8 protein-coding genes are annotated in these 13,132 nt (G+C 56.9%); 4 read left to right on the forward strand and 4 right to left on the reverse strand.

What is annotated here, in order from left to right:
• Nucleotides 1-141: 141 nt before the first annotated feature.
• A complete protein-coding gene (locus tag AD948_RS04755; RefSeq protein ID WP_061470942.1) occupies nucleotides 142-2,079 on the forward strand; it encodes a lytic transglycosylase domain-containing protein in 1,938 nt (645 codons plus the stop codon).
• Between the two features lie 108 nt (nucleotides 2,080-2,187).
• Here AD948_RS04755 and AD948_RS04760 read toward each other — a convergent pair whose 3' ends face one another.
• Both AD948_RS04760 and AD948_RS04765 read right to left on the reverse strand, forming a co-directional pair.
• The gene (locus AD948_RS04760) at nucleotides 2,188-3,270 is read right to left on the reverse strand and encodes a zinc-binding metallopeptidase family protein (protein ID WP_006558123.1); all 1,083 of its coding nucleotides are present in this window, start codon (nucleotides 3,268-3,270) and stop codon (nucleotides 2,188-2,190) included.
• Nucleotides 3,271-3,336: 66 nt separating this feature from the next.
• Nucleotides 3,337-4,335: a transglutaminase family protein gene (locus AD948_RS04765; RefSeq protein ID WP_248845919.1), complete on the reverse strand. Its 999-nt coding sequence runs from the start codon at nucleotides 4,333-4,335 to the stop codon at nucleotides 3,337-3,339.
• A gap of 297 nt (nucleotides 4,336-4,632) precedes the next feature.
• On the opposite strand from AD948_RS04765, the gene AD948_RS04770 reads away from it, so the two are divergent.
• From AD948_RS04770 to AD948_RS04780, 3 genes are all read left to right on the forward strand, one after another.
• The gene (locus AD948_RS04770; RefSeq protein WP_035377283.1) at nucleotides 4,633-6,105 is read left to right on the forward strand and encodes a circularly permuted type 2 ATP-grasp protein; all 1,473 of its coding nucleotides are present in this window, start codon (nucleotides 4,633-4,635) and stop codon (nucleotides 6,103-6,105) included.
• Nucleotides 6,087-7,136, forward strand: a complete 1,050-nt coding sequence (locus tag AD948_RS04775; protein ID WP_405055312.1) for an alpha-E domain-containing protein — start codon at nucleotides 6,087-6,089, stop codon at nucleotides 7,134-7,136. Before AD948_RS04770 ends, AD948_RS04775 begins: the two co-directional genes overlap by 19 nt.
• Before the next feature lie 214 nt (nucleotides 7,137-7,350).
• Nucleotides 7,351-9,705 (forward strand): TonB-dependent siderophore receptor, encoded by a 2,355-nt coding sequence (locus AD948_RS04780; protein ID WP_061470943.1) that lies wholly within the window; start codon nucleotides 7,351-7,353, stop codon nucleotides 9,703-9,705.
• Between the two features lie 100 nt (nucleotides 9,706-9,805).
• Here the strand turns inward: AD948_RS04780 and AD948_RS04785 are convergent, their stop codons facing one another.
• Both AD948_RS04785 and hpnH read right to left on the reverse strand, forming a co-directional pair.
• Nucleotides 9,806-11,104 (reverse strand): hemolysin family protein, encoded by a 1,299-nt coding sequence (locus tag AD948_RS04785; RefSeq protein ID WP_039903896.1) that lies wholly within the window; start codon nucleotides 11,102-11,104, stop codon nucleotides 9,806-9,808.
• A 277-nt stretch (nucleotides 11,105-11,381) separates the two neighbouring features.
• A complete protein-coding gene (gene hpnH / locus AD948_RS04790; protein ID WP_039903878.1) occupies nucleotides 11,382-12,602 on the reverse strand; it encodes an adenosyl-hopene transferase HpnH in 1,221 nt (406 codons plus the stop codon).
• Nucleotides 12,603-13,132: the final 530 nt, after the last annotated feature.

Below are 13,132 nucleotides of genomic sequence, written 5' to 3' on the forward strand. Positions count from 1 at the left end.
CCTTAAGAAACACAAGTAGTTCTTTAATAATTTGCCCGCTATTCAGGCGGGCCTTTGCCCCGTACCCAAAGGAGGGCCCCGCTGTGCTTCCGGACCACCAAACTTGCTTTTTGGAGCAGAACCTCATAGACCCCGCCAGCCATGCGAGCGATAGGTCAAATTTCTCATAATATCGCAGCGAGGGCCTTTATGGCCGGAGCAGCCCTGTTGGCTAGTGCAACCGTCGTAGCGACGCGCGCCCATGCCAAGCCGCCCGAACCCGGGCCAGACACGCACAGCGAGGAGCTGGCGATGGTCTTGCCCAGGCAGGCGTTTCCGGAAGGGGATGACATCCCTCTGCCGAAGCCCCTATCCCCTGAAGTTGATACCCAGATCCGCGCCATTTTCCGCCTGCAAAGGCAGGGGGCCTTTGCGGAAGCCATTACCAGCACCACCCGCCTGACAGATTCCACCCTGCTGGGCGATATTGAGGCGGACCGTTACCTCAACCCCGCCTACCACCCCGGTGCGACAGAACTACGGGGCTGGCTGAAAAAATATACCTCCTACGCCGATGCCGCCGCCATCTGGGCCCGGCTGGCAGCCCTGCCACAGCGTGGGGGCCCTCTGCCTCCTGCTCCGGCTGGCGAGCATCTGACCCCCGAACATGCGACCATTCCGGCTGATCCGCTCACCCGCGATTATACGCGCAACCCCTTGCTGGATCGCACCTTGCGGGAACGCACGGGGTGGGGCCTGAAGGGCGTACACAGCGCCCTGAAACTGATTACCGCCACACCGGGCATGACCCCCGCCTATGCCGCACAGCTTCAGGCCGAGACAGCACAGGCCATGCTGGATGCAGGCGAGACAGATTTTGCGCTGGATATTGCCCGGACTGCTGTTGAAAGCGCCAAGGGCAACAATGCTCTCGCCGGGTTTGTAGCGGGGCTGGCCCTGTGGCAGCAGGAACAGTATGCGCAGGCCGCGCCGTTCTTTGAACGCGCTTCCCACGCCCGCAACGCCACCCCGGAAATGCGGGCTGCCTGCGCCTTCTGGGCTGCACGGGCGCATGAAAAGCTGGGCAGCGACCGCGCGCGCCATTTATGGCTGCAACATGCGGAAGCCTTCCCCAACAGTTTCTATGGCCTTCTGGCGGCCCATATCCTGCACCCCGCTGCGGGCAACCACAGCCGGGATCACACCCACAAGATCAATTTCGCACCGCTGGAGGAAGCCTCCCGGCCCTCCGCCCCCGTGTTGACAGAAATTGATATTGAAGCCGTTGGCAGCACAGAGATCGGTCGTCGTGTTTTTGCCCTGCTTCAGGTGGGCGAGCAGGAACGGGCTGAAAACACCATCCGCCGCGCTTGGCCGGACCTGCGTGATGTCACGCTCGCCCGCTCCTTCCAGCTTGTGGCGGAATCCGCTGGCCTTCATGATCTGGCCACCGAGATGTCAGACGCACTGGCAGCGCATGAAGCGCATGGCAAAGAACATGATGATCTGCCGTTGCCGCTGCTAAAGCCACGGCATGGCTTCACCATGGACCCGGCCTTGGTCTATGCACTGACACGGCTGGAATCCAATTTTGATCCACAGGCTGTTTCCGGAGCAGGCGCACATGGGCTGATGCAGATCCGCCCGCTAACGGCTGACTTTGTGACCAGCGGTTCCTCAACCACCATCAGCCGCCGGTTTGAAAATGCCGCCACGGCCCTGCACGACCCCAGCCTCAATCTGGAAATCGGACAGCGTTATGTGCAGTATCTGGCTGATCTGACCCAGCATAACACGCACCTCTCCGTCCGCGGTGGGGACATGATCCGCCTGCTGGCCAGCTACAACGCTGGCCCCTCCGCACTGGCACGGTGGGAAAAAGCGGCGGCGGCCTCAGATGATCCGCTGCTGTTCATGGAGCTGATTCCGAACACGGAAACACGGGATTATGTGCACCGTGCCCTGTCCTATCTGTGGATTTATGCCTCAAAACTCAAACTGCCCACGCCATCCCTTACGGCGTTGACACTCAACAAATGGCCTGACTTTGCGGATGAACAGGCGCTGGCACAAACACTAAACCTGCGCGTCCTGCACTGAAGGCTGGCGGATATCAGTCCGCCTCCTTGCCCCCAGCCTTTGGCGCTCTCCCCATCATCTCGCTTACCGCGCAGGCTGACCAGCCAGTGCGGTTTTGGCATCCAGACTTCAGGAGCGAAGGGCCTGGACTTCTCTTATAAGAGTGTGGATGTAAGAAAGCTTTCTCACCACGCCATCCGTCAGCACAAACGGGTAGAAATCCGGCAGCCCCATTGACCGATTCAGGCTGTTGACGGCATAGGTCAAAGGAAGCCAGGACTGAATGATGTCTTCAAATGAGGCATCCGTGTAAGGATTGCCGCGCTTGTCGGGCCAGGATGCCTGCCCTCCTGCAACACCCGGGCTGATGGTCACGCCATAAGCCCATGCGGTTTCAAGCGTGGAGACGATATGCAGGTAGTGCGCCCATGTCTCGGCAAAATCCTCCCAGGGATGAGAGGTCGCATACAGGCTGACATGCTGCTCCCGCCATCCCTCCGGCGGAGGACGATGGTAATGCCGCAGGAGGGCTTCCTGATAATCCTCCCGGTCATCTCCAAACACAGCGCGACACGAGTCCAGCCGGCCACCATCGCGCACCAGCAGATTCCAGTAGTAATGTCCGCTTTCGTGCCGGAAGTGCCCTAGCAGCGTGCGGTAATACTCCCCCATTTCCACACGCATACGCTCGCGCTGGTCATCATCCGCTTCTTTCAGGGCAATGGTGATGACGCCGTTACTATGGCCGGTCATGACATTGTCCGCCCCATCAGGCGGGTCATCCAGAAAATCAAACGCTAGTCCGTTCTGCGGATCCTCCCGCCGGGTCTTCATGGGAAGCTTGAGGCGCAGCAACGTATAGAACAGCCGGTGTTTGGCGACCTCCAGCTTACGCCAGCGCTCCAGATTTTCCGCCTTTTCCAGATTGGGAATAATGCGATTGAACTGACAGGCAACGCAGAAGCTGGCCTGATGCGTCTGGGGGGCCGCCGTCAACCAGTTGCACACCCCATGCGCATGATTGGCGCAAAAAGCCAGTTCGGCCTTGCGCACCTGCCGCGCCAGCGGACGCCACAATCCGTTATCCAGCCGGTCCAGCGCTGTAAGCGTGAACAGACCGGGCAGATAGCCCAGCGTATGGTGGCACCCCTCACAAACTGTATTTTCAAAAAAGACAATCTGTTGGCAGGACTGGCAGGTAAAAAGCCTCATAAGACAGTACTCTCTGCGCCTGCATGGAAAAGAGCAACATATTTCAACAGTGTTTACACTGAGACTTCAGACCTCGACCTGCCCATACAGCCGCTGTGCCTGCATGGAGACATCAAAAACTGCCTGACAATGATCAAGCAGGCCAGAGACCGGCGCAGCATGTTCGGGTGAAGGCGTTGCCGCCAGAGGCACATGACCCTGCGCCGTCAACAGGCCAGACGTGGTATCAAACCCAATCCAGCCCGCACCGGGCAAAAATGCCTCGGCCCAGGCATGCAGATCGCAGGTAAGGATTTCCTCTCCCTCCCCGTTGCGGGTGGCCTGAATGAGATAGCCGGACACAAAACGCGCCGCGAACCCCAGATTCCGCAACAGGGCAATCAGCAGCCATGCACTGTCCCGGCAGGAGCCACTGGCCTGCGCTAGAGTTTCTTCCGGTGTCCAGACTCCGGGTTCAAGCCGGACCTGATAACCGACATGCGCCGCAACAGCCCGGTTAAGCCCAACCAGCATTTCCAGCGTCTCAACCGGAGCTTTCTGTACCCAGTCCTGTAGAAACGCCAACTGGCGTGGCCCCGGTACGGATGCCTGCCGGTAAGGCGCAAGGGCCGCATACTCCTGCGCCGCGCCATAAAAAGGTTGGTGCGGAACAGACCATTGAGATTGAGACTGAGCCAGACTGCCATGTGGGTCTGCCGCAACCCATTGCCTCTGCCCTGCCATGACAGGGGCTGACTGCACACGCCAGGAAGGCGGAACCCAGCGCGTCACATCCGGACGGAGCACGAAATCAAACGGATTTTGAGGGCTGATATCCGCTTCCATCTGCACGCTGATATCAAAATGGGTCACACGTTCCGCAAACGTCACGCATGCAACATCATTTCCGTATGCATCTCGTTGCCATGTCTGCTGTTTACACGGTGGGCCGATGCGGAGCGTATAGGATCGCACAGGCGTTTTTGCCGTGGCCACCGGGCGCAGACGAATGGTTTGTGGGCCGAGACATACCGGGCGATCATACTGATACCGGGTGTGATGACTCAGCATGACATGTGAACTCATGATGTCTGGTCTGAAAGTCCTCTGCACACGCTGATCTCTGCTTTCTTCCGCTCCGGCCTCCTTGCTCTGGGACGGGGAACCGGAAAAGCATGAAGCCCATTACGGTAACAGGATTATTCAGGACAGCAACAGCCTGCAATCATCTGATTCGAAAAAACAACAAATATGGGTTTTGCGACTTGGCAAAGCCGTGAATTCTTGCTCCGTTAGTAATTAATCGTAATGAACTGGCGTGCAGCCTGCGTGGTCTCTCTTCCACACAAGCCACCTGCCAGAAACAGGATCGGGAGGCAGGGGATGACTGACTCGCTAACACATGCACCCGCTCAGAAAGCTGGCATTTTTGCGGATTATTCCGTTCCGGATTTTTTCTGCGAACTCCTCAACCGCAAGGACGCGCCGCCGCCTGACCTCACCCGTATCTACAACCGGCTGGCCAAATTTGATCTGGCGGAACTGCGGCACCGGGCCGCAGCAGTTGAAGCGCAGCTTTACCGCCTTGGCATTACCTTTACCGTCTATTCAGACAAGGAAGCCATAGACCGCATTCTGCCCTTTGATGTGATCCCCCGCGTGCTGACGGCACAGGAATGGGACCATGTGGAACGTGGCGTGCAACAGCGTGTCAAAGCCATCAATCTGTTCCTGCATGATATCTATCATGACCAGGCCATTCTGCGGGATGGGATCATCCCGGCGGATCTGGTGCTTAAAAACCCCAATTACTGTTCCGCCATGGTGGGGATAGACGTGCCGGGCGGGGTATATGTGCATATCAACGGCACAGATTTGATCCGCGATCAGGAAGGGCGCTTTCTGGTGCTGGAAGATAACGCCCGCACCCCGTCTGGCGTGTCCTACGTGATTGAAAACCGGCATATGATGCTGCGCCTCATGCCGGATCTTGCCTCCGGCCTTCCGCTGCGGTCTGTGGAGGAATATGGCCTGCGCCTGCACCAGAGCCTGTGTGACGTGGCCCCGGAGGGGGTGAGTGATCCGCAGGTGGTGCTGCTTTCTCCGGGCATTTACAATTCAGCCTATTTTGAACACGTCTTTCTGGCCCGTGAAATGGGCGTTCCCTTGGTGGAAGGGAAAGATCTGGTGGTGGAAAACCACCGTGTTTACATGCGTACGGTTGTTGGGCTTCGGCCTGTTCACTCCATTTACCGCCGCCTGAATGATGAATTTCTGGACCCTCTGGCTTTCAACCCGGAAAGCCTGCTGGGTGTGCCGGGCCTGGTGGAGGCTTACAGGCGCGGTAATGTCACCATTGCCAATGCGCTGGGGACCGGCGTTGCCGATGACAAGGCCGTTTATGCCTACATGCCCCGTATCATCCGTTATTATCTGAATGAAGACCCTATTCTGGACAGCGTGCAAACGCACATCTGTGCTGAACCGGAAGGACTGGCCTATACGCTCGCCAACATGAACAAGCTGGTGATCAAACCCGTGGGAGAGTCCGGCGGGTATGGCCTGCTGATCGGCCCGCAGGCCAGCGCGGCAGAACTTGAGGATTTTCGCAACCGGTTGCTGGAAAACCCCACAAATTACATCAGCCAGCCGGTGATCAATCTCTCTGTCTCCCCCACCTTGTGCGAGGACGGCGTGGAAGCCCGCCATGTTGATCTGCGCCCCTTTGCGCTGACAGGACGCTCCACCTGGGTTCTGCCCGGAGGGCTTTCCCGCGTAGCGTTGCGCAAGGGATCACTTGTGGTCAATTCCTCTCAGGGGGGTGGCTCCAAAGATACATGGGTGCTGGCATCATGACACAAATTGCCTTTGGTCTTTCCTCCGTTCTGCCGGGCCTGAATCATCTTCTTTCACGCTATGCGGAAAGCATGATGTGGCTGGCACGCTACATGGAGCGTATTGAAAACCTGGCCCGTCTTCTGGAAGTTACAGAAGCCTTTGTGCGTGGACCGGATGGCCACACCGGCTGGGATTCCATCATCCAGTTGAATTCGGACGAAGACCGTTTTTTCAGTCTGCATGACAGCGCCACGGAAGAAGACGTTCTTGTCTTTTACGTGACGGAGCGCGCCAACCCCAATTCCATCAAGGCCATGGCACATTCCGTCCGGGAAAACGCTCGCGCCGTGCGCCCGCTGATTTCCACCGAGATGTGGATGCAGCTCAATATTTTCACACGCTGGGTTCAGGATCTTGAATTCTCAGATATCCGTCTGAATAGCCTCTCGAGTATCTGCAACCGGCTGAAGCAGGAATGTCAGACCCACTTCGGCATTACGGAGGGCACCCTCTACCGAGATCAGGCGTGGCTGTTCTACCTCTTGGGCAAACATCTGGAACGGAGTGACCAGATCACGCGATTGATTGATATCCGTTATCATACCCTGCTTCCACAAGAGGAAAAAATAGGGTCGGACATTGATATCACCCAATGGGCGTCTGTTCTTCGGTCTGCGGCGGCTTATCATGCCTTCCGGCGCTTGCAACCCGTAACCACAACACCCGCAAACGTGGTGGGCTTTCTACTGAAAAATGAAGGTTTCCCGCGCTCTCTGGCCATCAACCTCAGTCAACTGGATTCAACACTGGCAGCTCTGGCTGGCCATAGAAGCCTGCGGAGACGATGCAGCCCCCTTCAGGAACGTGTGGCCGAACTCCGCGTAACCCTGCTGGATCAAACGGCTGATGACATCATCATCCGGGGTCTGCATGAGTACATGACGTGGATACAAGGCCAGCTTTCCCTGCTTCAGGCAGACATCGCGGAAGCCTTCTGGCCTGCAATGCCTGAAAAACCCTGCGCATCGGAAACACAGATGCAGGCATGAGGCAGCGCCGATAGCTGATTGATACGCAAAACAGCCTCTTTTTCTCTCATTCATAAGGGAAAGAGAGGCGTAACTGTATTATTCTGGCATCACTGTACGATTATATTTCACCCTATACAGATTTATATCCCTGCAAATATGGACAATGCCCCCTTGGGCCCGGCAGAAGAAGCGTGTCTCCCATTTTCCTTCATTTGCCGGACCCGCTTGATTCATGCCCGATCGTTTTCAGACCGCTTTCGCCACAGGAACGTTGAGCGCTTTTCTGCTGACCACATCAGCACTTGCCGCCACCCCCGCACAGCATCGCGCAACTGGCAAACCGACGGTTACCAAAACCTCTTCCTCTGCCACTGAAAAAACCACCCCCAACCGCACGCCCATTGCCGGGATACTTGATGGTTCCAACGGCGAAACAGTAAATGTTCATGGCCACCACGCCGCAGATGGTACGGGTGCCAAATATATGAACAAGATTGTCTATCTTGGGCCGCTGGGGAATCGGGATACGCTGGATACACCTTATTCCGTCATGGGGGTTACCCATGACGTTGTGGTCAACCAGCAGATCCGCAACCTGAATGACATGGCGCAGTATCTGCCTTCCGTGCAGTTGGAAATCCGCGGAGACCCCAACACATCACGCCCGCAGTCCCGTGGGTTTGAATCCGATGTGGTTGCAAACTCCCGCCTGGACGGGCTGAATGTGGTTTCCACCACCCCCTACCCTGCTGAATGGGTTGATAACCTGCAGGTTCTCAATGGTCTTGCCGGGGCAATGTATGGGCCTCAGAACCCGGCAGGTGTGTTTGAATACACTCTCAAGCGCCCAACGGACCGCCGCACTGAACGCCTTTCCGTTGGTGTGGATTCCATTGGCACCCCTACGGTAAATGGCGACATTTCCGGTCGGCTGGGCCGGAATTGGTGGTTTGGCTATCGCCTGAACATGCTGCATGCGGATGGCACGGCCTATACGCAGGGCAGTTCAATGCGCCGCGAAATGGTAAGCGGTGATTTTGATTTCCATATTGATGACAAGACAGTTATCGAAATCGACGCCAGCCATTACACGTACGATCAGCGCGGTTCAGCCCCCGGTTTTGGTATTCTGGCTACCGGTGTCGGGGGAAACAAGCTCCCCGAAGCACCCGATCTGGGTCGCCGCCTTGCTCCTGAATGGAGCGGCTACAATATGGAAACCAATACGTTCCTGGCCAAGATCAGGCACCAGATCAACAAAGACTGGAGCTTTACGCTGGGAGGATTGTATCAGGACGCCGCCCGGCAGGCTTTTGGCGTTGCCGATACCTTGTGTGACGGCGGCACGACCTGTTCCGGCCTGCGCGGTAGTGACGGATGGTTCAGCTCCCGCGCAACGGCAACCACCACCGCGAATGATTTTCGCGTCGGCAGTAACATGGCGTATTTCAACGGCCGTGTTTACACCGGGCCAGTCAAGCATGATCTGGTGATCGGCACCAACGGGTACATGATGGGGAATTACAACCCCACAGGCGCCACCACAGCCGCGCAGAATCTGGGAATACACAATCTCTACGGGGCGTCCCCGTCCGGCGGCACGCAGCCTTATTATCACGGCCGCTATAAATCCAGCAGTGTCACCAGCCAGTCCTTTATCATTGGGGATACGCTCACCCTGAATAAACACTGGTCCATTATGGGAACGTTGGCCTGGAGCTGGATTGACCAGCAAAGCGCCCTTAACGCCAAAAGCCCTTTGAGAGACACATTCCAGACATCCGCTGCATTCAGCCCGACCACCAGCCTGATGTATAAACCCACGGACAACCAGACCATCTACTTCACATATGGTCGGTCAGTTGAGGCTGGGCCTGTCACACCCAATAACGCAAGCTACACCAACACCAACATGGCGCTGCCCATTGCGCATTCTGAAGAATATGAAGTGGGATACAAGCTGCGTTACAAGAAAATGCAGTTTAACGTTGCCGGTTTCCGGATGACGTCTCCTTACGCCATGTATGTTGCCGCAGCCAACGGAACAGGCTGCGCCGCCGCGAGCAACTGCCAGACATACCAATATGGCGGAACACAGCGGAACTATGGTGTGGAAGCCCAGATTTCAGGCGAAGTTCTGCCTAATCTGTCCGTTCTTGCTGGCATGACCTGGCTGGATGCTGAACTGGTTCATGCAGCCTCCCCTGCCCTCAACAACAAGGAAATTGTTGGTGCGGCCCCCTTGCAGGCCAACATGCTGCTTGATTACCGCCTGCCAGCATCCTTTGGCTCCTTTGCATCGGGCTGGGCCTTCAACGCCAATGTTCATTACATGGGCAACCGCGCTGCCAACGTCACCAACACGCTTCACACAGGGTCCTACACCACGCTGGAGCTTGGAACACGTTATGCCTTCCGCGCAGCAAAGTTCCCCTGGGTTGTGCGCTTCGGGGTAAGCAACGTCACGAACGAACGCTACTGGGCTTCTGTATTCACCGGCGCACCGAGTGGCACATCGGGCGCTGCCTCTACCTTGTATGCTGGCTTGCCGCGTGTGTACCACTTTACGCTGTCAGCCGAGTTCTGAGCGTTTTACCAAAAACAGAAAAGCCTGCCTCCACCGAGAAACTTTATGAAAGGTCTCTCACGCGGGGCAGGCCACAGCCATCTGAAATAGCGACGGTCTTCTAATTTTCAGCCAACACCTGACGGCTGGCCCGAACACGGGAGACACGACGCCCCTCCATATCCACCACTTCAAACAACCAGCCGGAATAGGCCACTTTGTCGCCTACCGCTGGCACGCGCCGCAGAAGAGCCAGCAGCAGACCACCGAGCGTATGGTAACTGCCTTCATCTGGCAGGCTACGCAGACCCAGCCGGTCTTTTACTTCATCAGCTGAATCCGTGCCATCAAGCAGCAGCACATCGTCCTGCGTCGCCTCATGCGCCGTATGCGTTGCCTGTTGGGTTTCATGCACGCCTTCCCCAACAATGGCGTCAAACAGGTCCGAGGCCGTGACTATTCCCTCAAAAGACCCGTATTCATCAAATACGAAAGCAATGCCCAAAGGTATGCTGCGCATGCGTTCAAGCATATCAAAGGCAGAAATGCTGTCTGGCACCACAACCATCTGGCGCAACCCGGCTTCTATTGAGACAGGCATGCCATCAAGCGTGCGGTCCAGCATATCCTTGGCCAACACCACGCCCACGGGATTATCCACGCCGCCTTCACACACCACCAGCCGCGCATAGGTTGTCTGTTTCAGCGCCTTGATCAGCGCCTCACGCCCCGCATGGCGATCAATCCAGTACAGTTCATTACGGGGGGTCATGATCGCGCGCACAGGGCGGTCCGCCAGACGCAGAAGGCGCTCAATCATGGTGCGCTCTTCATGTTCCAGCACACCGGTTCTGGCGCCTTCAGCGATATAGGCCTTGAGTTCTTCTTCTGTCAGCGTCTGGCTAACTGCATCTGAAGCACCCATCAGCTTGAGCACCAGATTGGAAGACTGCCGCAACAGCCCCACAACGGGGCGGGTGGCGTAGGCCAGCATTTCCAGCGGCAGGGCCAGACGCGCCGCCATGATCTCGGGTTCCCGCAAGGCGAGCTGCTTTGGCACAAGCTCACCCAGAACCAGCATGAGGGCTGTGATGATCAACACCACCAGCACCATGGAAACCTGACCGGCTATGGGACGAATGACGTCAATTTTTTCAAGCAGAGGAGTCAGATGGGCTTCCACCTGCACACCACCGAATGTGCCTTCCAGAATGGACACCAAGGTCATGCCAATCTGCACGGTAGGCAGAAAAATCTGCGGATCTTCAGCCAGCCGCATGGCGCGATCCGCCCCCCGCAGGCCCTGCTCACGGAGAATGGCAAGACGCGGTGTTCTGACAGAAATAAGCGCCAGTTCCCCCATGGCAAACACTGCGTTCAGGAAAATCAGGAGGAAAATGACAAGTATGGAAACAGTCATGAAAAACAGAAGCCCTGCGTGACGGAATGTCTGGAACGCACGATAGGGGAAGCTGCGCTGAGAAACCAGTTCACCAAACAAGAAACAGGACTGACATCATTGACCTGCACTGCGCCTATACGCAGGCCAAGACGCGCTGATCTTCTTATGCGGGATCTGTATATCTGGCAGACCGATAAAACAACCTGATCTGGTCCTTTTTCACCCTGCGGACAAAAAGAAAGGGCGGTCCGTTACCGAACCGCCCTTTCTCCTCATGGAGTCGGAAAACCCGAAATCAGTCAGCCGCAGTTGCTTCAACCGGTGCCGCGTCCGTTTTAGCCGGGGCAGGCGCATCCGTTTTGGCTTCCGTGCGGATAACCTTCACACGCGGGGCTTTTGCGGGCTTGCGGGCCGCAATTTCCGCCATCTGCTCTTCAACCTGTTTGGAGAACACGTACTGGGCCGGGCGCTGGTTGGCCAACGAGATTTCCGGAGCCATCGGCTTTTCTGTTTCCGGTCCGAACAGGGCAACCTTAGCAATGTGCCAGGGCCGACGAACGGCATCCATCACAGCGGTCGATTCGTAACCGGAGTGCACCATGCAGTCGGCGCATTTTTCGTAGTTACCGGTGCCGTAATCGTCCCACTTGGTGTCTTCCATCAGTTCCTTGAAAGACTTGGCATAGCCTTCACCCAGCAGGTAACACGGGCGCTGCCAGCCAAACACGTTACGCAGGGGCTTGCCCCACGGCGTGCAGTGGTACTGCTCATTCCCGGCCAGGAAGTTCAGGAACAGCGGAGACTGAGTAAACCGCCACTTCTTGCCTTTACCCAGACGGAAGATGTCACGGAACAGCTGCTTGGTCTTCTGACGGTTCAGGAAGTGTTCCTGATCCGGCGCGCGTTCATACGCATAGCCCGGAGCGGTCATGATTCCGTCCACGCCCATGGCCATCACTTCATCAAAGAAGGAAGCCACACGCTTGGGGTCTGCGCCATCAAACAGGGTGCAGTTGATGGACAGACGGAACCCGCGGGCCTTGGCCTTCTTGATGGCGGCAACCGCGCGTTCATACACCCCGTCCTGACAGACGGAGGAATCGTGCATGGACTTGTCACCATCCAGATGCACGTCCCACGAGAAGAAAGGTGAGGGTTCGTACTCATCCATCTTCTTTTCAAGCAGCAGGGCGTTCGTGCACAGATAGACGTATTTTTTCCGGGCGATCAGACCCCGGATAATTTCCGGCATTTCCTTGTGCAGCAGCGGCTCGCCCCCTGCCACGGCAATAACCGGTGCGCCTGCTTCCGCATCCGCATCCAGACATTCCTGCAGCGTCATGCGCTGGTTCAGGATAGCCGCCGGGTAATCAATCTTGCCACACCCGGCGCATGCCAGATTGCAGCGGAAAAGCGGCTCAAGCATCAGCACCAGCGGGTAGCGCTTACGCTTCTTGAGATGCTGTGTGACGACATATTTGCCGACCCTGACGGCCTGCATTATCGGTACGGCCATAAACCCCCGCTTCCGGCGCTTCTCTTACGCCCGCATCATAAACTGGATGAGACTAGTAACGTGTCAAAAAACGTGGCCCTGCCAAGCACCGGTCTAGCCCGCTTGCCTTACGGCAGCCGTTCAGGACGGCGGGCACAGCCACGTAGGTTCTGTTGGCCTGCATATAGGTCGGCCCATTTGTCAAGCTCAAGCCTTTTTCAAATCATGTGACAAAAAAGACACATTCACAAGTTAGTTTTTTAGGAAGCCTTGCGTTCAGGCGAGAAACATTAAACCAAAATGGCGGATCGCAGTGTCCGCTAGACATTTTGCGCGACGTAAGACACGCAAAGGGCAGCAAGTTCCGACCACAACTCAGGACGGCATTCTGCTTGCCGCAAGCAAGAAGATGGAAACGATCGCATGGACAGTTCTCCTGACAAGAAACCGGCGCTTTCTGCCGTGACATCGCATTCTTCCGCCCCCCTCGCCACTGGCGGTGCGACCATCCCGACGCTGGGCCGTTTTCCTGCGCTGGACCGTGTGACGTA

The organism is Acetobacter senegalensis (genome assembly GCF_001580995.1).
Classification (GTDB): Bacteria; Pseudomonadota; Alphaproteobacteria; order Acetobacterales; family Acetobacteraceae; genus Acetobacter; species Acetobacter senegalensis.